At 52.7% G+C, this 22291-nt stretch carries 20 protein-coding genes; 11 read left to right on the top strand and 9 right to left on the bottom strand.

Annotated elements, in window-relative coordinates; translation table 11 throughout:
* Positions 1-56: 56 nt before the first annotated feature.
* Positions 57-314, bottom strand: coding sequence for a hypothetical protein (locus tag AC5DDB_RS26845; protein WP_491742849.1), 258 nt, complete (start codon positions 312-314; stop codon positions 57-59).
* 100 nt (positions 315-414) lie between these two features.
* Between AC5DDB_RS26845 and AC5DDB_RS26840 the strand changes: the two genes are divergently transcribed.
* From AC5DDB_RS26840 to AC5DDB_RS26820, 5 genes are all read left to right on the top strand, one after another.
* Positions 415-1062: a helix-turn-helix transcriptional regulator gene (locus AC5DDB_RS26840; protein WP_491742848.1), complete on the top strand. Its 648-nt coding sequence runs from the start codon at positions 415-417 to the stop codon at positions 1060-1062.
* A 690-nt stretch (positions 1063-1752) separates the two neighbouring features.
* Positions 1753-2028: a ParB N-terminal domain-containing protein gene (locus AC5DDB_RS26835; RefSeq protein WP_491742847.1), complete on the top strand. Its 276-nt coding sequence runs from the start codon at positions 1753-1755 to the stop codon at positions 2026-2028.
* Positions 2029-2324: 296 nt separating this feature from the next.
* On the top strand, positions 2325-3029 hold the full coding sequence (locus AC5DDB_RS26830; RefSeq protein WP_491742846.1) for a recombinase family protein: 705 nt from the start codon (positions 2325-2327) through the stop codon (positions 3027-3029).
* 898 nt (positions 3030-3927) lie between these two features.
* Positions 3928-4710, top strand: coding sequence for a PglZ domain-containing protein (locus AC5DDB_RS26825; RefSeq protein ID WP_491742845.1), 783 nt, complete (start codon positions 3928-3930; stop codon positions 4708-4710).
* 53 nt (positions 4711-4763) lie between these two features.
* A complete protein-coding gene (locus tag AC5DDB_RS26820) occupies positions 4764-5603 on the top strand; it encodes a hypothetical protein (protein WP_491742844.1) in 840 nt (279 codons plus the stop codon).
* Between the two features lie 182 nt (positions 5604-5785).
* Here AC5DDB_RS26820 and AC5DDB_RS26815 read toward each other — a convergent pair whose 3' ends face one another.
* Positions 5786-7021: a tyrosine-type recombinase/integrase gene (locus AC5DDB_RS26815; protein ID WP_491742843.1), complete on the bottom strand. Its 1236-nt coding sequence runs from the start codon at positions 7019-7021 to the stop codon at positions 5786-5788.
* Between the two features lie 723 nt (positions 7022-7744).
* On the opposite strand from AC5DDB_RS26815, the gene AC5DDB_RS26810 reads away from it, so the two are divergent.
* Both AC5DDB_RS26810 and AC5DDB_RS26805 read left to right on the top strand, forming a co-directional pair.
* A complete protein-coding gene (locus AC5DDB_RS26810; RefSeq protein WP_491742842.1) occupies positions 7745-8227 on the top strand; it encodes a TspO/MBR family protein in 483 nt (160 codons plus the stop codon).
* Positions 8228-8486: 259 nt separating this feature from the next.
* Positions 8487-12011 carry a hybrid sensor histidine kinase/response regulator gene (locus tag AC5DDB_RS26805; RefSeq protein ID WP_491742841.1) on the top strand — a complete coding sequence of 1175 codons (3525 nt, stop codon included), beginning with the start codon at positions 8487-8489 and terminating at the stop codon, positions 12009-12011.
* 180 nt (positions 12012-12191) lie between these two features.
* On the opposite strand, the gene AC5DDB_RS26800 is transcribed toward AC5DDB_RS26805, so the two are convergent.
* The 7 genes from AC5DDB_RS26800 to AC5DDB_RS26770 all read right to left on the bottom strand — a co-directional run bounded on the left by AC5DDB_RS26800 (position 12192) and on the right by AC5DDB_RS26770 (position 17933).
* Positions 12192-12770, bottom strand: coding sequence for a YeeE/YedE thiosulfate transporter family protein (locus AC5DDB_RS26800; protein ID WP_491742840.1), 579 nt, complete (start codon positions 12768-12770; stop codon positions 12192-12194).
* Positions 12763-13296 (bottom strand): YeeE/YedE thiosulfate transporter family protein, encoded by a 534-nt coding sequence (locus tag AC5DDB_RS26795; RefSeq protein WP_491742839.1) that lies wholly within the window; start codon positions 13294-13296, stop codon positions 12763-12765. The genes AC5DDB_RS26800 and AC5DDB_RS26795 overlap by 8 nt, the downstream gene beginning before the upstream one ends.
* Before the next feature lie 44 nt (positions 13297-13340).
* Entirely contained in the window at positions 13341-14150 is an 810-nt protein-coding gene (locus AC5DDB_RS26790) for a c-type cytochrome (RefSeq protein ID WP_491742838.1), read from the bottom strand.
* A 101-nt stretch (positions 14151-14251) separates the two neighbouring features.
* Positions 14252-15748: a bifunctional metallophosphatase/5'-nucleotidase gene (locus AC5DDB_RS26785; RefSeq protein WP_491742837.1), complete on the bottom strand. Its 1497-nt coding sequence runs from the start codon at positions 15746-15748 to the stop codon at positions 14252-14254.
* 108 nt (positions 15749-15856) lie between these two features.
* Complete coding sequence (locus tag AC5DDB_RS26780) at positions 15857-16426, bottom strand: DsrE family protein (RefSeq protein ID WP_491742836.1); 570 nt, start codon at positions 16424-16426, stop codon at positions 15857-15859.
* Positions 16427-16691: 265 nt separating this feature from the next.
* Positions 16692-17462, bottom strand: a complete 771-nt coding sequence (locus AC5DDB_RS26775; protein ID WP_491742835.1) for a sulfite exporter TauE/SafE family protein — start codon at positions 17460-17462, stop codon at positions 16692-16694.
* Between the two features lie 21 nt (positions 17463-17483).
* Positions 17484-17933 (bottom strand): protein tyrosine phosphatase family protein, encoded by a 450-nt coding sequence (locus AC5DDB_RS26770; protein WP_491742834.1) that lies wholly within the window; start codon positions 17931-17933, stop codon positions 17484-17486.
* 313 nt (positions 17934-18246) lie between these two features.
* Between AC5DDB_RS26770 and AC5DDB_RS26765 the strand changes: the two genes are divergently transcribed.
* The 4 genes from AC5DDB_RS26765 (at position 18247) to AC5DDB_RS26750 (ending at position 22251) form a co-directional block, all read left to right on the top strand.
* Positions 18247-18600 carry an ArsR/SmtB family transcription factor gene (locus tag AC5DDB_RS26765; protein WP_491742833.1) on the top strand — a complete coding sequence of 118 codons (354 nt, stop codon included), beginning with the start codon at positions 18247-18249 and terminating at the stop codon, positions 18598-18600.
* Between the two features lie 256 nt (positions 18601-18856).
* Positions 18857-19633 carry an SDR family NAD(P)-dependent oxidoreductase gene (locus AC5DDB_RS26760; RefSeq protein ID WP_491742832.1) on the top strand — a complete coding sequence of 259 codons (777 nt, stop codon included), beginning with the start codon at positions 18857-18859 and terminating at the stop codon, positions 19631-19633.
* A 271-nt stretch (positions 19634-19904) separates the two neighbouring features.
* Positions 19905-21308 carry a 3' terminal RNA ribose 2'-O-methyltransferase Hen1 gene (locus AC5DDB_RS26755; RefSeq protein ID WP_491742831.1) on the top strand — a complete coding sequence of 468 codons (1404 nt, stop codon included), beginning with the start codon at positions 19905-19907 and terminating at the stop codon, positions 21306-21308.
* Complete coding sequence (locus tag AC5DDB_RS26750; RefSeq protein ID WP_491742830.1) at positions 21301-22251, top strand: nucleotidyltransferase domain-containing protein; 951 nt, start codon at positions 21301-21303, stop codon at positions 22249-22251. The genes AC5DDB_RS26755 and AC5DDB_RS26750 overlap by 8 nt, the downstream gene beginning before the upstream one ends.
* Positions 22252-22291 lie beyond the last annotated feature (40 nt).

Here is a 22291-nt window from a genome sequence, read left to right as displayed (position 1 = left end):
TATAGAAAATTACGCCAACCGGGTTCGATCTCCAACTCATCCCGATCGATCGCCTGCTACTCAAAGATCGCGAAATAAGCTTCGAGCAATCCCGCTGAATGAGCATCACAGATATGCATCAAGTCCATCTCGTCGGTGACTGCGTCATCCGTCAGCACAAGCACGCCACCAATTGTACCTACCGCTTGCTGTTTGTCATTCTCCTTTATCGTGCGGATTTTTCCTTTGATTTCCCGGTAGTAAGCCTCGTGCTCGCCGCTGAACATCAAAGCTTCGGAAGAAAAATGGATGCTGCCAGTAAATTCATTCGTCATGTGTTGCTCTCTCTCAGATGTTGTTTCGGCTTGCTTGAAATGAACTGAACCGGTATTGTGCAAGCATTCGCTGGCAAAAGAATGCGCCATGGAGGGGCTAGTGTCAAACAAAAACTTGCAAAAGTTGGCAACTGCCGACCAGATTCGTGTGTTGCTGAAGAAGAACGGGCCGATGTCCGCCACTGAGACTGGCAATGCGTTAGGCATCACGCGCGAAGCCGCCAGGCAACAGTTCGGCAAGCTAGAAGCAACTGGCGAAGTCGAGACATTCACCGAGCCACAACCGATCGGCCGTCCCCAGCGTCGGTGGACCTTGACGCCAGCCGGTCACTCGAAGTTTGGGGACCGTCATGCGGAACTGGCAGTTTGGTTGCTAAGTTCGATCGAACGGCAATTGGGCAAGCGGGGAGTCGATGTTCTAGTTTCCCAATGGGGGGATCATCAGATTGAGAAATACACTAAGAAACTTGACGGAGAAGTCGGACTGGAGCGACGGCTCCGTGCCTTGGCGACGGTTCGAGACGCCGAAGGACACGTCACTGAATGGAAGACCGTGGATGGTGACTACCAACTAGTCGAGTACCACTCACCGCTCTACACAGCTTGTGTGGCGTTTCCGCTGCTCTGGGAAGTCGAATCAGACCTCCTGAGGAAGGCATTGGGCGACGGAGTCAGCGTAGTGGTCATTGAGCATTTGGCGAAAGGTGATCGTCGCTGCATATATCAGTTCGCTTCTGGCGACGCTTAATGACTCAGCAATCCTTTAACAGGATTCCTAGAGTTACAATAAAGAGTGTGCGACCTAGTAAATGTTTGCGGGGGGGCAAACATGGATGTTCTGAAATTGGCAAAGCATGCATTCGACTACTCGCGCCTCGGACCAATTCTTCGTCCCCGGCGGACACGTTGATTTGGACTTCCATACCCGGTTTCATCCTCTCCAAGAGGTCCGGGGAGTTGTGATTTGCCTGTTGCATAAGCAGGAACTTATGCAACACCTCTGAAACTGTCGCCATCTTTTCTCCAAATAGGTAAAGTTCGAGGTAAGAAAAGTTACCTGCACAACCTACTAGAGAGCGTTTTAAGACGAAATATAGTGAAAAAATCCTTAGAATGGGAATTTTTTCCAAAATAAATGGCCATTTTGGGCTTGACAAGGTGACGATAGTGGCCTCCGCGCCATTACCCACTATTACCGAATGTATTACGTGTTTTGAAATTTCGTGACGTTAGGAATAAGGGTTACTATAGCGCAGTATGTGGCCGACCCCCGGAATCGTCACCTGGTTACCTTTCCGTCACCCCGCCTGAAAACCCCCGAAAACCACCAATCCCGGAAAAATTCCCGTTTGGCCGATTTTTTCACTATATTTTGGCTTAAAACGCACTCTAGTAGGGTGTAGGGAAGTGACACCGAACGAGGATCGAAGGCAAATCCATGACCGCCGCAACACTGCGGTTGTCTGATCTCGATCCACCGATCGCTCTACTGAGGATGATCGACAAGGGATGTCTCGAATACCTGGAGTTGACGGACTCGATTGCCGACAACGGCGTCCTGAACTCAATCCTGGTGAGGCCATCCCCCGCTGACTCATCCCGCTTTCAAATTGTCGACTCGAATCTGATAAAGACGGGTTCCTCACTCAGGCCGCTGACGCGGCAGACCATTCTGACACCGTCTTTCGATAGTCAGAAGAGCCTCGAAGAATGAAGCGGGACGCCGGTCGCCTTTTCGGGCGGATTTGACCCTCCTCCCCCTCCATCGCCCATTGCTATAACTCTTTTTGCAGGTGATAGCGATCCTGGTCACGAATTGGATTGATGAGGTTGTTTTTCACGATTCCGGATCGTGACATTTGGTTGGGATGGTTTTCGGCTAGGGATAATCGGCATCCTCGGGCATGTTGACAATCCGCAACGAGAGAATGTCTGACCCAATATTACATTACCATCGACGGTCGTCAATGATGGTGTAATATTGGGAAAATCACTCTAAAGGCCAAGCGCGTGTATACACTGCAAATGAAGATCATCGCCTACTATCGAGTTTCCACGAGAGGCCAGGGGAAATCGGGACTAGGGCTCGAAGGACAGCAACACGCGGTCGAGGAATTTGCTAAACGGCACGGGGCTGAGATTGTCAACACCTATACCGAGGTGGAGTCTGGCAAACGCAAAGATCGCCCCGCTTTAGCAAGCGCTATCGGTCAAGCGCGTCTCGGCAAAGCCACGTTGGTAGTCGCAAAACTGGATCGTCTCGCCCGGAACGTAGCGTTCCTTTCGGCCCTTCTGGAGTCCGGCGTTGATTTCGTCGCCTGCGACAATCCGACAGCTCACAAGCTGACGATCCATGTTCTGGCAGCGGTGGCCGAGGACGAGGCTCACCGCATCAGCGAGCGCACGAAAGCCGCCCTGGCTGCCGCCAAGAAGCGGGGTGTCAAGCTTGGGTCCGCACGGCCGGGACATTGGGATGGGCGAGAACACAAGCGGGGATGGCGAGCGGCCACGAAGGTCGCCGCCGAACAACGCTCGCGAAAGGCCCACGAGGACTACGCTTTTCTCTTGCCGTTGATGCAGCGATTGCGGGCCGAAGGAGCCTCGCATCAGGCCATCGCTGACCATCTGAACGCAAATGGTCACACGACGTCCCGCAGCCTCCCATGGACCGCTACGGCCGCCTGGAGAGTGCTCAAACGGGCACAATCCAGCTAGGTCGGGTGAGCTTCACCAACCCAGCCTATTCGCCACCCAATGAGGACGTCGCATCCCGATCTCTTCAAATGGCCCACTCGCCTGTTCAAGCGGTAGTACCGAGCTGGTTGCCCCTGAGAATTGTATCGGTTCGGGTACATCGGGAGCCAGTTTTCGAAGGACACTCCGTCCGCGACTCAGGCCTTTCCTGTCTACCGATGATCTCGTTGATAAGGTTGCTGCGGCCCATTTTCTTTTAGCCATTTGCAGGAATTGCTTTAGGAAGATCAGCCAACACGGTTTGACGAAAATGTGTGATTTATTTCGCAGAAATTCTCAGAAACCGACCCCAAAAAACTGCTTGAGCGGGAAATACCCTAGTGTAAGAGATGCTCACAACGGGAATTGGAACTCATGACTAGCTACCATTTTCTGCACTGCGAGATTGCGCCTGCCGCGTCGCTCAATCTCATAAGTCCGTGGAATCGCGCCTTCCGGACAACCGGAGCCATTCCCTTTGTAAGCTATTTGTCAGCAACAGGTTGCGACACTTCAGTGACCTGATCACATTAGCATTGATTGATGTAAAGAAACGAATCTTCGTCAGGCCTTTGCATCACAACTGGTTTCGGCCAAAGAACTGCAGCGTCGCCTTGCAATCTGACGTTCCGATTCCCTGTTCCGACTCGGGCCGTCAGCGTTCATCGAATTCTTGCTTAAACATGGCGTCGAGGCAATCGGTAACCCTCCGGGTTATTTTCCGGGGCATGTCCCGACCACCTACGCGCATTTCAAATGGAGTTGGAGTCAATGAAATATCAACGTAGTCAATCTGTTGGTCGCCAAGACGCCAGCTGTCGAGATTGGCTCTGGCGACAAGAAACGTTCGTGATGCCGCAACGACCACCGTGAAGATGATTTGTTCGCACGCCGGTACCTGCATGATCTGGACATCGACGCGCTGCTTGGCGTGAACACGTTCTTCGATGTCGAGAAGGCAATCTGTCGTTGCTTGCGAGATCGTGTGGAATCAACAACAGACACAATCAACGCCGAATCGGTCTACGACATTGCGGTTGTTCGCAGCAATGCCCATTGGGTATCGCCGAGCGTTCAAGGGGCACCGCATATTCCTCGAAAAGCACTCCGGGGTGTTTACGACGCCCTTGTGGCGGCGGCGGATTTTTTCGACCTGAAGAATCGACACCAGGACGGCTTCGACTTCGATTCCGCCTCGGCCATGTACCGAGCCTATGAGAACGACCTGTTCCGCTTCGACCAGTTGTACCGGCACTTCTGCGAAGCTGCCGACACCGCCGAGGCCCACAGCTTCGACGTACTGAAGAACCTGCGGGAGCGGATCGAAGCCGCTTATGTCAATTGGTACATCACGCAGATGTCGCTCGCCTGGGGCAAGTTCGTGAATGCCGGACTACTGGCGAATTGGAAAATCGACAAAATTCCCAACCAGCAGCAATTCTTCGAGAAGCAAATCCGACCTCGACTGAAGGAATCCGATCGACGGAAAACCTTTGTCGTCATTAGTGATGCCTTCCGCTACGAAGCCGCCGAGGAACTGACCCGTGTTTTGAACGGGACGTATCGCTTCGAGGCCGATCTTGCTTCCCAGCTCGGTGTGCTGCCCTCGTATACTCGGCTGTCCACCAGGAGCGGTACTGGCTACGAGCCATTAACGAAGTGATTGATGAGAACGATGTTCGAGATCAACAGATAATTCGGCAGACTCGGCAGTGGATGGAGAATCCGAGTGCCGAAGCTGAGTTAATTACCAGCCTGACCTTTTCGTCCCGGTTCAGTGACATCTGGGAACAGTTGGCAGGGAGGCTTCTTGCCGACCAACCCGACCGAATCCTGCAAGTTTGTGAGCATGTGCTGAGTCGAGTCCTGCAAGAACATGGAGCGGCGGCGTCACACAATTCGCAAGGCTTTGTTGCGACTTGGCGGTTTGCTAACCGGCGAGTACCTCCCCGACCAGAGAACCGTACTTGGCTAGAAGCACGAATTACTGAGGCAGCATCCGTCAGCCTCAATCTGGTAAACAGCTTGTGGCATTTTTACTGTTCAGGCCAATATTCGATTTTGCAAGTGGAGGACCTCGATGCGGTCCGAGAGCATGAGATTCGTTCACTACAAGCGGCTCTTTCCAGCGGTGAAGCACTGGGAAAGGTAATTTGTTCACAACACCCGTATGTGTTCTCACAACTTGTATTCGATTTTGGTAATCACAACCCTGAGGGAACTGGCGATATTCCGGCTTGGACGTGGTTATCTCCAGTCCTTCTCGACGCATTGCGTCGAGAAATTGCCGTGATTGCTGTTGGGATCGCCAGTTTAGTTGCGGCACGGGACTCAGGAATTCTTCGGGAGCCGTGGACAATTGATCCAAAGATCTTTTTTGCATTCTTCTCGAACGATGCTGAGGAAGTGGTCGCTTCGATGAGCGATTTGGCCAGCCAGGTGGAAGTCGCAGAAGAACGTCAGATTGTAAACGCAGTTGTGGAATCTGCCCGGATCGCAATTCAGGAGAGAACAGCAGCAATGGAAAAATGTGGAGAGGATGCTGACCAATCGTAGATATTGGGTCCTGCTTGAAACGCTGCGATGCTGCAAGCAGGGGCGAAGATTTCTGGCGATCATTCATTCTGACGCTTGATTTACCCAAGCCGCACAACGATCGCGAACTCCCATGGGGGGGGAAAGGCGTAGACGGAGACTGAATTCGTTGCAAGAAGCGAGATTGAGGATCGGGTACGAGTTTACGCAAAGAGCCGATTCATGTAATCCTGCTGGTCGGAGGTGAAGAAGTGGCGATAGCGTTGCTTGACCGCTTCGTTTCCTTGGTGGCCCATCCATCGGTCAATGATTGGGTCGGAAACACCCCTCCGAGCACAGTTGGAGCAAAATGAGTGCCTCAAAACGTGCCAGCCACGAATCACCTCCCACTTGCTGCCAGAAAGTGTGGTTTTGAAATGGTGGTGGGCTTGGCTCTCGGTTATCGGCCTTGGTTCGCCATTGTCCATCACTGCGATACTGTAACGACCTCCCGGATGCGGGCCGTTAAACCACGCTTCCATGATTTCACGTAGTCTAGGGTGCATGAACACTTCACGTTGGGTCGTTCGATGTGTTCTTGAATCCTTGCGACCTCGCAGTCGAACAAATGCCCTTTCGAAATCCCAGTCCTCGATTTCAGAGCGGATAATTTCTGACCGCCGGGCACCGGTAAAGGCAGCGATTGCGACTGCTGGGTGAATGAACGGATGCCGCGCGTTGGCCTGAAAAAACTGTAGAAGTTCCAAAACCTGATCTTCATCCAAGAAAAGGCAGTCCCAATAGGCTTTCTGCTGCTCCTTCGTGAGGTTCCCGCGCTTGATGATGAGTTCAATCTCTGTCCAAGATTTGAATGGCAGCGGCTGGTCGGAACGTGCCAAGCGAACGGCTTTGTGCGGGCTTTCACCAGTCACAATCTGTTGCTCAACCGCAAACTTCCAAATTTGACTCCAGGTTCGGAACTCTTTCTCGACAGTACGCGGGGAAACCGTTTTTCCGTTCTGTCCTGGCTCTTTCTGCCGTTTTGCCGCATATTCTCGCAACACATCGGTATTGATGCGGTCTAAGGGAGTATTCTCGCCCAGTAGTCTGAGGAAATGAGTGGTATGGATTCTCTCACCGGCAACTGTTGATGATTCCTTGTCACTGCTGCTGGCCTCGAAATAGGCGTCAATCACCGCACACAGTGTGTACGATTCCGTAACGATCGGCTTTTCGGTCAGTTTGCCGCCCGAGCAGATGAACAAACGCGTCTCTTCACGGGAGGCACCCGCTGGTATCGCCAAGCGGCCCGTTTTTAGTAGGCGAATCGTTTCTTCGATCTGAGCGAGTTGATTTTCTGCCTCTCGCCGATTCTTTACGTCTAGGCTTGGTTTGAACTGCGTTCCGCCAAAACGGAAGCTGCAGTGATAAACGTCACCGACTTTCACTAAACTCGCCATGTGTCTGCTACCAAATCTATGTCAGGAACTCACCTCGCAGATGGTAACAAATTGGTAACAGTATTGGCAACATACGAGCCACACCACAGCGATATCCAACCACACCGATTACGCCTTAATCGCTTCATCCTGTTGGTTTTATGGCATGAATCTATGCCATAGCAATGTGTGAGCAATACTGGACGCGCTGGATTCAAAATCCAGTATGGGTAAACCATGTGGGGGTTCGAGTCCCCCCTCCGGTACTTTGCAATCAAAGGACTTACGTCAAATCGACGTGAGTCCTTTTTTCATGCCACTTCGAAATCCGACACGAATCTGACATATACGCTGGTCTTGAATTGGGTTTGTATCGATGGCCAGCACTATTCTCCGCCATACGATTCTCTCATCCGTTGGGTTGAGAAAAAGGCGATTTAGCCTTCGATTCGCACGGTTGCGGATTTGTACCGAATCTGCGTGGAGAATTTCCTCCAGCGGCGTGAGAGAAGAGTCGACGCTGGCTGGCGAGAAGATTTGTTCCAAACATCTTCGCTGACATCTTGATGAACGGTTGCTCGTTCGTGCTTTGAGGTCTAGTGATCTTCAAGGTAACATTGATAGCCGGGCCAAGGACCGTGGGAATGGCGTGTCAATCCAACGAGACACGATCGCAAAGGAAGTGACGACATTTCGACTGATTTGGAACTGGGCAACAACCGAAGAAATGCACCGCCGCCATCAATGACGAACAGGACGCTTGGGATTGGCCTTGTGGTTTGGATCGGCGTCTGTCTCGGTGCCGGTGCCTTAGGAGCTATTGCGACGACAACGGAGATTAACGGCTGGTACAGGACGATCGCCAAGCCGGCCTGGAATCCTCCCGATTTTGTCTTCGGGCCAGTCTGGACCACATTGTATATGATGATGGGAGTCGCGGCGTGGATCGTTTGGAAACCTGCAGGCTTCCGAGCGGCGGTGTTACCATTGACGCTGTTCGCCGTACAACTCGGTCTCAATGTCGCTTGGTCCTGGATTTTCTTTGCAATGCATCAGCCTGGCTGGGCCTGCGTGGAAATCGTGATTCTGTGGCTGGCGATTGTGGCAACGACAGTGGCGTTCTTCAGGTCCTCGAAAATCGCCGGCTGGTTGATGGTGCCGTATTTGGCATGGGTCAGCTTTGCCAGCGTATTGAACTTCACGATCTGGCAATTGAATGCCGGTTGAAGCATTTATTCGTCGCCGTGCACGAGATATCGAACTTCGTGGGTCTTGAAGTGGCTGTCGACAGAACTACTTCAAATGCCATGTCGCAAGGTATTGTCGAAGCGCTTGGCTGACGCTCATCTGCCCAGACGTTACACTGCGGAAGGACATCGACGAATTCTCCATGGCAGCGGTCAGCGACGCGACTTGGCGAGAGGATTCGCGTTGCGTCCTATCGATGCGGTCATGGGTGGTTTTAGACGAATAGGTCATTTGGCGTATGGACAAGCAACCGAAGTCAGCCTCAGAGCCAACCGCCCTTCAGGATGAGGTGGCCGAGCGCTTCGGTGTCCTTCCCAATTTTTTTCGGTTGGCACCGGAGGCGCCCGAGGTCACCACAAACCTGTGGGGGTTCGCCAAATTCGGCTATCTCGACAACCCGCTACCACCATTGTTCAAGGAGCGGCTGTTCGTCTATCTTTCCCGATTCTGCGAGGTTCGCTACTGCATTGCCCGGCACGTGGGCTTTCTGATCGGCTTGGGTCAACCGTCAGGAGACAGGCTGGCTTCGCCGGAGTCACTCGAGAAAGTGGTGCGGTTGATCCGTCGTCCGCTCCCTGAGGGTGAGTTGCTGACACCCTACATCGAGGAGCTAGAGAGAATCGAATCGGCCATCGCTCCGCCCGACTCTGAGTCAGAGGCGGAAGAATCGGTCTTTGCCTGTGCGACGCACGTGTTTCTGCAAACGGCGGACGCTCCGCGAAGTCTGGAGGCCCTGCGGATTGCATTCGATGGGGCTACGCTGCAGCATCTCCTTGTCTTTCTGGCTTTCGTCCGCACCGCCCACTTTTGGACGCAGGTACATCCCGAACTCAAGCAGGAAGACGACATTCAACAGTTGCTTTCAGTCCATGAAGCCCTGGCGGAATGTGTGTTGCGTGATCACCAATCGGACGAGACGACACAGTCAATCCTCAAAGAACTCGCGGACCTACGTCGAGAACGGGAACACGCCGAGTTGCTACGGGTGACTCTGGCAAGTATCGGCGATGCCGTGATCGTCACCGATCCGCAGGCACGGATCACGACCATGAACAGCGTGGCTGAGGAGTTGACCGGATGGACAGCGGAGGATGCAAACGGGAAGCCATTGGAATCCGTCTTTCGCATCGTCAATGAATACAACCGAGAAACTGTCGAAAATCCCGCGACCAGATCACTGCGAGACGGTGTGATCGTGGGCTTGGCGAATCACACCATCTTGATCGCCAAAGACGGAACGGAATGTCCGATCGACGACAGCGCCGCTCCAATCCGCAAAGACGGCGATGTCGTCGGCTGTGTACTCGTGTTTCGGGATGTGACCGAGCGACGACGAACGGAAAACGAGTTGGCTGAACAGGCCCGCCTAATGGCAATGCGAGCGGACGTCAGCACGGCACTGGCGACCACCGACCCTCTTCGAGATGTGCTCCAACGCTGTAGCGAGGCACTCGTGCGACATCTCGATATGGCCTTCGTTCGCATTTGGACGCTGGCTGAAGCTGATGACGTCTTGGAACTGCGAGCGAGTGCCGGACAGTACACGCACTTGAACGGTCCTCATAGTCGGGTTCCGGTTGGGAAGTTCAAGATTGGGCGAATCGCTCAGCACAGAGAGCCGCTGCTGACAAACGATGTTCCGAACGATCCGAATATCAGCGACCCGGAATGGGCCAAGCGAGAAGGCATGATTGGCTTTGCCGGCTACCCGTTGCTCATCGGAGATAAGGTAGTCGGCGTGTTGGCGATGTTTGCCCGGCGACAACTTTCGGAGATCGTCATGGCCGATCTTCGCCCGCTGGGGGAGGCGATTGCTCAGTATCTCGATCGCAAGCAGACCGAAGCCGCCCTCCGGGAAAGTGAGCTTCGCTATCGGTTAATTGGTCAAGCCGCTAACGATGCGATCTGGGATTGGAACCTGGTGACCAACGAAGTCGTTTGGAATGAGGGCTTGCAAGCTCGCTTCGGCTACGCACCGGAGCAGATCGGTAAAGATATCGAGTGGTGGTACGAACATATTCACCCCGAAGACCGTGATCGCATCGTTCAGGACATCCACGCCGCAATCGATAATGGTGAAACAGTTTGGCACGACGAGTATCGCTATCGGCGAGCCGATGGTAGCCACGCCGACGTGTTCGACCGGGGCACAATCGTCTATGATCCGGAGGGAACACCGCTTCGCATGGTTGGTTCGATGCTTGACCTGACTGAACGCAAGCAGGCCGAAGAGCAACTGCGAGAGAGCGAAGAAAAGTTCCGTCTGATGGCGGATACGATCCCCCAGTTGGCATGGATGGCCCGACCGGATGGACACGTCTTCTGGTATAACCGCCGTTGGCATGAATACACGGGCACATCCCCCGAAGAGATGGAGGGCTGGGGTTGGCAGTCCGTGAGTGATCCGGACGTCTTGCCAGCGGTGCTGGAGCGGTGGAAAAGTTCCATTACCAGCGGCGAACCGTTCGACATGGTGTTTCCGCTCAAGGGCGTGGACGGGCAGTTCCGACCGTTTCTGACCCGAATCAATCCGCTACGCGACAGTCAAAACCAAATTCGTTTCTGGTTTGGCACGAACACAGATATCTCTGAGCAACGCGAGACGCAGGAGCGACTGCGGGAGATTGCTGCCAAACTGTCTGAGGCCGATCGTCGCAAAGATGAATTCTTGGCGACCCTCGCCCATGAACTTCGCAATCCGCTGGCTCCGATCCGCATGGGCCTAGAGGTTCTCAAGCGAGAGCGTCACAATCCGCAATTGATCGAGCAAGTCCGCAGCACCATGGAGCGGCAAACGCTGCAGCTGATCACACTGGTGGACGATTTACTGGAAGTTTCTCGTATCACCCGGGGCAAGCTCGAACTGCGAAAGTGCCGAGTCAAGCTCGACGAAATCGTGCAGAGTAGTGTGGAAGCTTCCCAGCCGTTTATTGACGAAGCGAATCATTCCCTTTCCGTGAAGCTGCCGCACGATCCGCTCGACCTGCATGCCGATCCTCACCGCTTGTCGCAGGTGCTTTCGAACCTGCTCAACAATGCGGCGAAGTACACTCCTGAAGGAGGCCAGATTTGGCTTACGGTCGAAAGGCAGGGCAACGATGTCCGGATTTCTGTGAAAGACACGGGAATCGGGATTCCAGCTGAGATGAAGAACGCGATATTCGATATGTTCGCCCAAATTGAACGGCCGATGGAGCGAGGCTACACCGGCTTGGGCATTGGGCTGACGTTAGTGAAATCGCTTGTCGAGATGCATAGCGGCAAAATCGAAGTGTTCAGCGAGGGAGAGCATCGGGGCAGTGAGTTTGTTGTGCGGTTGCCGATTCTGATCGAAATGCCAGACAAAGATCACCAGACCGACGAGGCCGCCAAACAGCAGAACGTTAAGTCGAAGCGGCGAGTTCTCGTGGTCGATGACAACAAGGCGGCTGCAGAAATGCTGAGTCTCGTTGTCAAGATGCTTGGCAGCGAAGTTCGGATCGCCAACGATGGCCGGGAAGCCGTCGAGGTTGCCGCCGAATATCTGCCCGATGTCATTCTCATGGACATTGGGATGCCGAAAATGAACGGATACGAGGCAGCCCAGCACATCCGACAGCAGCCATGGGGCACCCATATCTTGTTGATCGCTCTGACCGGTTGGGGACAGGAGGAAGACAAGCGACGGACCACGGACGCCGGCTTCGACTACCATCTGGTCAAGCCGGCTGAGCCATCGGAATTGCAACGGCTATTCCAGAAGGTTGAGGAAAAGCACCCGTAGAAGTTCGGTCATTCATCCAGGCTACCACGGTGCGAGCCACGACGAGCATTGAACAGGAAGCTGTTGCACCATTTTGGCAGCCCACTCAATTCGCCAATCGTTTCCGCACACAGCCTCCCGCCCAACAGCAATTGGGCCAGAACTGGCTATCTTTTTCTTCAATACCTACAGCCACTCTTATCAAGTTGTTTTCCGCGTCTTGAACCCCTCAGTTGAGATCGGTGATTGCCAGTTTTTCTTGGAGATGATGGCCACCAGCGCTACCGCGATTAAACCAACGATCCATAACCAGGGATTGGTGTCGGTAATTTCCGGCAGCGTGATCTTCCCTGCATTGCCGAACTGCTCAGTGAACGCCTTGAGCGGCGGATATGCAGCGACATAAATGCCCGCTCCGAACAACATCCCGACGACACCGACGACGGCATCTTTCCGGCCTTCACCGCAAGCAGCGATTCCGGTTCCTGGGCAGTAACCGAGGACTGCCATTCCAATGCCGAAACAAAGACCACCCAAGATAATTCCGCCCCAGGCCAACGGCTTGAGATGCAGTGAAACAGCATCAGTCGGCAAGAGGGCATAGATACCGACGGCTCCCACAACCACGGCAGTCCCCATGATCTTCACGACAGTCCAATCCTTGAGCAAGAACTGGCCGAGGATCACCTGATACTTGGCCACACGGCCTTTTTGAAGCAGCACCCCAAAGAGGATGCCGGTGAACAATCCCAGTGCGAGTTTCCAGATGGGGTCAAACATGGCTTGCTCCCTTTCGACCATAGAGGACAAATGCGGTAGCGATTCCGGTGGCAAAAATGATGATCGTAAATAGCCAGCTTGATGCGGCCAATTGCAGTGTGCCGCTGATTCCGTGACCGCTAGTGCAACCCTGAGCCATCCGAGCGCCGAACAGCATCAAAGCTCCTCCCAGGAAAGCCGCCGTATAACGTTTGCCCTTGGATGAACCAAAGCGTTTTTGCCAAAGGAGCGGGACTGCGGGATCATTTCGATCCCCTGAGGATTTGGAACTGACGAAGGCTCCGATGAAGACGCCAAGAACCAGCATCCACTCCCAGCCGATTTTGGGCGATTCTTTCTCGAAGTAGCTATTGGTTTCGGCAATCGTAGGAGCCACCGCTTTTTCGGTGAGAGCCGCCGTATGCTCAATTGCTGTAGTAATTCCTAACGGATGGTCGGCAGTGAGAAAGGCGAACCAACTGAGGACGCCGATCCCAGCTCCGACGACGTACGGCGACCAGGAGGTCGCAGTCAAAAAGCGTTTCATGCGGAAGTTCCTCCAATTCGGGAAAGGAATGATTTGTTGTAGGTCTACCGAGGTTCTGCGTTGTATTCGCCCCGTTTTTCGGCTTTGGGCAGATGTTCTTCGAGAACAAATTTCGGTCGCTCGTGTGAGTTGACGAAAGCCGCGATGTCTAAAGCCTCTTGCTCGGAGAGGCTAGGGTCGCCGAGCGGCATGGCGACCTTCAGCCAGGCTGCCAGTTTTTCGTTACGAGTCAGCCCAGCACCGTCGTTGTAGGATTGTGGTCCCCAAGTCGGTGGACCTTCATCCGTGCCTTGTCCACTTTCGCCATGACAATCCGCACATTTTTCGGCGTACAATGTCTTGCCCCGTTTGAGGTCGGCCTGCTTTGGATCAAGTTTGAGTGGCGGAACATGACGTGGGCCAAGAGGCTTTTCGGGATTCATACGGATACGACTGCCACCAGATAGCCAAGTGATGTAGGCCGTTACTGCAACCGACACCTTGCTTCCGTTGGGAGGTCGCACACCATTCATACTCCGCATAAAACAATTCAAAACCCGATCTTCGAGGGTGATCACTCGCTTCTCACGAGGGGACCATGCCGGATAAGCCGAGGCGATGTCGAGAAATGTTGCCGCCTTTGGGTCAGTCCCGGCATCCAGATGGCATGAGCTACAAGTCAGAGCGTTGTTGACATAAGGCTTCGAAAGAGGATGTTCGCCGGTGTTCTCGACAATCTCTTTGCCGAGAGCAACGACCTTGCCTAGTTCGCCAGGTGGGAGTGAAGTTTGTGGCGTCCAATTATCACTCTTCCTATTCTCTGCCGAATGCAGCAGGACGGATGCTCCAAAAGCTAGTAAGCTGAAAACCAGCAAGGTTAGAATCCTATAGTCTTGTCTTTGCATTGTCGGTTCCTTCTTCGGCAAAGCAGTTACGGCTTCAATTGTTTTTACACCAGACAATAGGTAGTCATAGGTTAGTCCGGGTTTGGAATCCGTTTGATGTGTGACGGTCGGGGAGCGGAAATCGAGTCAGATCTTTGGAAGTGGCGTTCTACAATGTCTACAACTTTTTCATCACTAATGTGAACGTCTTCCGCTTTTCGCATTTCGCCGTAACGATGAATGCCGTTTAACATGCCGCTGTGCGAGACGACTTGATAGGACTTGTTCCTGACCAACGGAACTCCTTTGATTCGCATATCACGAATCCGGTTTCCTTTTGCGCGGGTGGAGTCAATCGTCCATGTCATTCCTGATGTCTGGATGAGTCCGCCCACACGATCCAACGGATTCTCGGCAGATAGATTCGTTGCGGATTGCTCTACTAGGTTTTGAATCTGTCGGCCCTTGAGTCGAAATGTAGCGACTTTGACAGGATGAGGTAACAGCGTGTAAAGGTCTTCACGAGTCACCTTTCCTTGAGGCAATGTGACCCCGTACCCGACACCAGGTAGCAAGGCGATATCAGCTTTTGTCTGCTGACGAAGTAAGTCGGCGACAAACACATCAAACGGACTCTCGTACTTGTACTGTCTAGGGATCGGGGTTTTCGCTGTTCCGATGACCTCTTCTAGCTCCTCTTGATGCGGTTGGCGAAGCTCAGCAATCAGCATTGCCATCTTTGGGTGTGAAAAGTCCCGTTCCCAAAGCAAATGAATCTCGTCTTCGATCTTCGTGATCCTTCTATCGACAAGGCTGATGCGAACTTCACCAAGAGCTGCTGTGTCCGACATGGCTTGGACAATTTTGGTTTTATTAATAGTGATGGCCGGATGCAGGCGGTCGTGAGAATGTCCGCCCACGATCAGATCGATTCCGTCAACTTCTTCAGCCAGCACTTTGTCCACCGCTGTACCTTGGTGAGATAGTACAACGACCACATCGGCTTCTCGGCGAAGTTTGGGGATGTAGCGGTGAGCGGCAGCGATGCCACTTGTGAACCGAAGTCCTTGGATGTTCTTCGGTGCGGTCGTCTGATGAGTGTTGTGATAGCCGATTGCCAAGACTGCGACTTTCACATTGTCTACTAGAAATATTTTGAATGGCGTTCCCAAAGCAGGCTGTTTGGTCTTTTCCTCAACAATATTTGCTCCCCGCATAGGGAAGGTGGCGAGTTGTTGAAGGTGGCGAGTTTGTTTGATGCCGTAATCAAAATCATGGTTGCCGAGAGCCATATAGTCGTAGCCCACAGCGTTCATCATATGAATGATGGCTTCGCCCTTTGTGAGATTTCCTAACAGGTCATCGCTAAAGGTGTCGCCTGCGTGGAGAAGCAGGACGTTCTGTTCGCCTCGCTTTTCCCGAATCCGTTCAACCGCTGCGGCTAAAGCTTCAAATCCGCCAATCCGTCCTGCCCCCTGAAACCGGTTGTCCGGTTGTTGAGGGTTGCCAGTTTGTGAAGTGGCGTCTTCGGGAACGACAGCAAAAGGAATATGCCGACCATGAAAATCACAAGTGTGAAGGATCGTCACTATAGTGGAACGGTTGGTTTCGTTGTTATCCTCTGCCTCACTGAAAGGACAAAACCCTCCAGTGAGCAGAAGGCTGAGGAATAGAGATCGCATAGTACTCAAAGCCGATTACTTAAACGGGATATAGGCATAGCCATCCATCTGCAGATTGATATTGACCGTCGCCGCTGAGACAGCCACTTTGACTTCGGGAGCAACTTCACTTGTAGCAAAGCCGTGGTGAGCAAGAGCTTGACCACAGACAAAAATCTCGACACCCGCTTCCTTAAGTTTGGCCATCAATTCCAAGTTGGGATTCTTTGTCTTTCCTTTGTCGGTCAGATAAGAGTTGGTGTGTTTGGCATAGCCCTCGTGGGACAAAGCAGCTTTCGTGGCGGGGCCGTGCAGAATAATCGCCATCTTGAATCCCTTGTCCATCCCGGCTCCGGCTGCGGTGTATTGGTTGAGGATCAACGCTGCCCGGTCAAAGCCCTTGATAACACTCCCCGACTTGTCGTCTGACGTGATGTCAAGAATTACCTTCGAGTTCTTTTTGGGTTGGTGGGCGACGTCCGGCAGCACGACGATCCCGCCGTGGTTCTTGATGACCGGGTGCTTATAATGAGGGTCGCCTGTAGGATCAGCAAAGGCTGTCGTCGTGAAGAGCGTCGCGAGGGTGAAAGCGATGACTGATTTCATAGTGATTCTCCTCATTTCGAGTTGCGTTTCTTGTGACAGGTTTCTCGATCTTCAGATTGAATCCATAGAGGTCGTTTTTCGCATTTCAGAACTGCAAGAGTTAGACGATATCTCTTGGTGTCGTCAGACTGTCATTAAGTTTGCTGTCTTCCAGGCCGACATCCCGCCGATTGCGTTGGGGACATCATCAAAGCCTTCTCGCTGAAGAAATGAGGAGGCAATCGAAGCCCGGTAAGCGTCGATGAAACAGCATGATTTTCTCCTGTCAGTTGAGGGCCGTGGTTTGAACTCCCGCCGCTGCCAAGCCGCCGATGACCAGTGACAAAACCACAACGAACCATCCGAAGGCTTTGGACAGCGACTCGCTCGGCACCTTTTTGGCGACGAACAATCCGCCAAACATTCCGATCATCGCCAATCCAAGGAACATTGATGCAAGTTGCCAGTCCAGTGAGACTTGCTGTAATTGCCCACCCAATCCACCGACCGCATTCAAAGCGATGATCGCCAACGACGATCCGACAGCGGCTTTCGTCTCGACTCCGGCAAATAACACTAAGGCAGGAACAATCAGAAATCCGCCACCGACCCCCAAGAATCCGGTCAGTACACCGACAGCGGCACCGATCAAAAGACAGGGCCAGAACCGACACTGTTGCTGGTGCTTCTTTTCAGGGCGTTTGCGAATCATGGCGATGCCGGTGACGAGCATCAGGACGGCAAAAATGCCTAGCAACACCCGTTGCGAAACCATATGTGTCAAGAACGATCCCGCATAAGCTCCGATAACCCCCGTCGCTGCAAATAGCAATGCGGCTTTGATGTGGAAGTTCCCGTTTCGCCAGTGAAGACCCGCACCGAGTAAACTCGTGCCGCCGACTACCACCATCGACATCGCCACCGCCTCTTGAGCCGGAATGCCGGCCACGAAGACGAAAACCGGCAGAGTGAGGATTGATCCTCCTCCACCAAGAGCACCGAGCGTCAACCCGATGACAAGAGCTAATGCCAACGAGACAATCATGCCGACCGTCATGAGGACACCTTTGGCGAAAGGTTACTTGGCGTGGTTGTCCACATAGCTTTTGACGAACTCTCGCAGTTCCTCCTGTTCGCACTCGAAGCCCATCTCTTCCGCCTTCTGAAGGGTCTGTTCGCCACTCATGCCTTGTTCGACGGCCATATGCATCATGACCATCGCCCCCGCCCGCTTTCCGCTTTTGCAATGGGCGAACACGGGCTTGGGGAGGTCGGGATATTTCGCTCGGAACTGATCGACCAATTCCGGCCCCATCGACTTCATAGACACAGGGATGTGCATATACTCCATACCTGCCGCCGTGACTGTCTTTCCCTCGGCATCGGGCGAAAGCGGTTGCTCATCCTCACCGTCCGTGCGGAAGTTCACGACGGTTTTGAAGCCCTGCTGATTGAGTTGATTGATCACCTCTTCAGATGGCTGCGGTCCCACCGTCACTTCGTCATTGATTTTCATCTTGTCTGCCATGAGCGTCCTCCTTCGCATAAGATGGGCCGTGTGCCGTTTTCCGAGCTCGACCAGTGACTTGGTTGGTCAAGATTCAAGATTCCGGGACGAACTGTAATTTGCATCAGTTGTCCCACACTTGCTCAACCATATAACCATACGTGCAAATCATGTACCGACCGACTCTGGGTCAGAAATCCGAAAAGTCGCCGTAGAGGATGGTCGGTTCTTGACCAACTTGCCCTCTTCAAAATCAACCTGACCAATCAAGTGCTTCGCTCAATCAAATGCTTCGCTCAAGAACGTCACCGACTGCGAGAAGCGACCTGAAACGATGCCAGAGAAGATACCGGATGAAATCCTGCTGCTGATGGCGGAGAAGTTTCGGATGCTCTCCGATCCGACCCGCCTTATCATCCTGCGTACATTGATGACTGACGGGGAATTGAATGTCTCACGAATCGTCGAGCATACCGATAGCACGCAAGCGAACGTTTCTAAGCATTTGAAGCAACTTGCCGACGCCGGATTAGTTTCTCGACGTAAGGACGGTCCGCATGTCCTCTATCGTTTAGATGACCCTGTGGTCGAGAAGATTTGTCATCTCGTGTGCGAGACGATCCTCAAAGACTTGGAAGACCAAATGGAGCAGCACCGGAAGTTATTCAAGCAGAAGGATGATGACTGAGCGTTGAGCGGCTGCCAGAACTCGTCAGACTGGAGATCGTCTTATTGGAGACCAAGATCTTTATGGGTGGCTGGTTTGGTAACGGGATTGCATTGGCGTTGCGGGCGGGTATGGTCGGTGGATATCAACAAAATGCTTTATTGGTTGTCATCGAAGCTGAAAGTTTGGTTGCCGGCGAACCGTTTCAGAGGAGTTGTGTCCGGTCTTGACGGGAGTTGATGTACTCAGTGACACCCTTTGTCAGAATTGGATTTGTATGCGAGGTCGACTGGACAAGCTCAAGGCTGTTGTTACTGGCGGGAGCGATGGTATTGGATTCGCGATTGCCTCGGCCTTTGCCGCTGAGGGGGCCGATCTCTGGCTGATTGCCCGCAACGAAGAGAAGTTGGCGGCTGCGGCGGAAACATTGAAGGCTCAGGGCGTTAACGTGAACCTGACCGCTGCCGACTTGACGGATCCGACGACCGTAAACCAGGTTGCTGAGGAGATCGCCCGGACCTGGGATCGGTTGGATGTCTTAGTGAACAATGCCGGGATGGCTCGGTTCACGGAGTTTGCCGATGTCAGTGCTGAGGAGATGCACGCTCAAGTGCAACTCAACTTATTGACGCCCTACTGGCTGACTCAGCAACTTTTGCCGTTGTTGAAGGAAGCTCAGGGCAACGTCATCAACATCACTTCGACCTCAGCCCACCGCTTGATTCCCGGTCGGCCGGCGTCCGTCTACGCGATGACCAAAGGTGGTTTGAACTCGCTCACGAAGGCGTTGGCTCTCGAGCTTGGTCCACAGGGTATCCGCGTCAATGCCATCGCTCCGGGCACCGTGGAGACACCTCTCACTCAGGAAATGATTGCCAACTTCTCGGCAGAACGAAAAGCAACGTACGATCAGTTCGTCCAACAATCATTCGCTTTAGGACGCTTGGGAGAACCAAGTGACGTGGCTCATCTCGCCGTGCATTTAGCAACTTCGGAAGCTAAGTGGATCACAGGTTCCATCTTCATTGTCGACGGCGGACTTAGTACGAATTGAATCTCGGTTATAGAGTTCGCTTGGTGTCATTCTTGGTGGGCACTTCGGTACTTTTTTTCTTGCCGAGATCGACGATTCAATGGACCTTTTGATCCGTCAATCCAGCAACGGCAGGGTACGTCACGACTCGTCACCGCCGGATTCGCGAAGACCGTGAGTCACCGATGAAGGAAGAGTACAGTCTTTTTATCAAGGTTATGATAGCCTAGTGATCAACGTTTAGAAGCGATCGCGATCGACAAATGGGTTCTCCAACTGTTAAACAGTATCAATGCTCCTGACAATCTCCACAGACCACAAGCCCGCAACTGATCTTGGTTTTCTGCTGCATAAGCATCCAAGTCGCTTTCAAAGTTTTGATTTAAGCTTTGGGAAAGCTCATGTGTTCTATCCCGAAGCAGCGAATCATCGTTGCACAGTTTGCTTGTTGCTCGATGTCGATCCAGTTGGCTTAGCGCGTGGAAAGCGCCGAGACAATACCGGAGGTTTCCTGCCCGGTCACTATGTGAACGACCGTCCGTTCGTGGCGTCTTCATTTCTGAGTGTCGCAATATCACAGGTGTTTGGGACAGCGATGGGTGGCCGTTGCAAAGACCGTCCGGAACTTGTCACAACGCCAATTCCACTATTCGCCCGACTTGAAGTCTTGCCTGTACGTAGCGGCGAAGATTTTGTGGACCGAGTTTTTGAACCGCTCGGATACACTGTGCAAACTATGCGGCATTCTCTTGATGAGCGTTTTCCTGAATGGGGAGAAAGTCCGTATTACTCTGTTACCATCAGCGGTGTGAAAACGCTTGCTGAACTGTTGACACATCTCTATGTTCTTGTGCCTGTGTTCGATAACGAGAAGCACTATTTTGTCGGTGAGGACGAACTCAATAAGTTGCTAGCCAAAGGTGGTGGTTGGTTAGCTACGCATCCGCAGAAAGATCAGATAACGCGGCGATACCTTAAGTACCGTGCTAGTCTTTATCACGCTGCGCTCGAGCGGCTCAAGGATGAAGGCGGTGAACTGCAAGACGACGAGATTGCGGAACTCGACTCGAATGATAGCACTTTAGATTCAAACGTTTCATTAAATGCTCAGCGTCTGAACGCCGTAATGACGGCACTCCGTGAGAGCGGTGCTCGTACAGTCTTGGATCTGGGCTGTGGGGAAGGAAAGTTGCTGCGTGAGTTGATTCAAGATCGACAGTTCGAGCAGATCGTTGGTATGGACGTCTCAATTCGTGCCCTTGAGATCGCTCAAAAGCGATTGAAGCTAGATCGACTCCCGGATCAGCAAGCCGAGCGTTTGAAGTTGATCCATAGTTCGTTGATTTACCGTGACAAACGGCTTGAAGGGTTTGAAGCCGCCGCCGTTGTTGAAGTCGTCGAGCACCTGGATCCACCGCGATTGTCTGCTTTCGAACGCGTCTTGTTCGAATTTGCTCGGCCGAAAACGATTGTGCTCACAACGCCGAATCGAGAATACAACGTCATGTGGGAGTCATTACCCGCAGGAAAACTCAGGCATTCCGATCACCGTTTTGAATGGAGCCGCGAAGAGTTTCAAGATTGGGCAACTCGAATCGCTGAAAAAACCAACTATCGAGTCCGATTCTATCCGGTCGGTCCACTCGACGAGAGCGTGGGGGCACCGACGCAAATGGGAGTCTTCGAACGTGACTAAACGCGTGCATCATCATCCAAGTTTGATCTTTTCGGTAGGCACCCGAGTTGTGTCGTTGAAGGACATCAAAAGTCAGAACGGTCGGACACTACATCCCCGCGGTTCAGTCGGTCTCGTTATTGCGGCGCCGATCGATCTCGAACACTCGTATCGCATTCGGTTTCCTGACGGTTTCGAGGAAGCATTGAAGCCTAGTGAAGTGACATCGTTAGCGAAGTTCAAAGAAGGTGATATTGGGAATCATGATGCGACTGTCATTCAGAGTGAACTCTATGAATGGGTCATTCTTCAGTGCATCATTGGATCACAGGCCTATGGTTTGGCGGACGAAGATTCGGATATTGATCGACGTGGTATTTTTCTACCACCGGCTGAATTGCATTGGTCACTTTACGGAGTGCCGGAACAAATCGAATGCGAGTCTACACAGGAGGCATACTGGGAGATTCAAAAGTTTCTCGTCTTGGCACTGAAGGCGAACCCGAATGTGCTCGAATGTCTTTACTCGCCGTTGGTTGAGAAATCAACGCTGTTGGCTGATGAGTTGCTAGCAAATCGAAATATGTTTTTGTCGCGGCTGGTCTATCAAACATACAATGGGTATGTCATGTCGCAATTCAAGAAAATGCAAGCTGACATTCGCAATCAAGGACAGGTCAAATGGAAGCACGTCATGCACCTGATTCGATTGCTGATTTCAGGAATTCAAGTGCTACGAGACGGATTTGTGCCAGTGGATGTCGGTAGTCATCGGGACCAACTATTAGCCATCAAACGTGGTGAGATGCTTTGGGAAGAGACTGAGAAGTGGCGACTCTCGTTGCATGTCGAGTTTGACAAGGCTTTGGAGCAAACCAAATTGCCGGAACGTCCTGACTACGAGAAAGCAAATGCCTTTCTGCTCAAAGCTCGGAGGCTTGCGGTCGCGGAAGGATTGCCATGAATGTTAATCATCAATTGCAGGGTCGGTTGAAGTCCCATGA

This window comes from Thalassoroseus sp., assembly GCF_984380535.1.
This window is presented reverse-complemented; position numbering and strand designations above follow the sequence as displayed.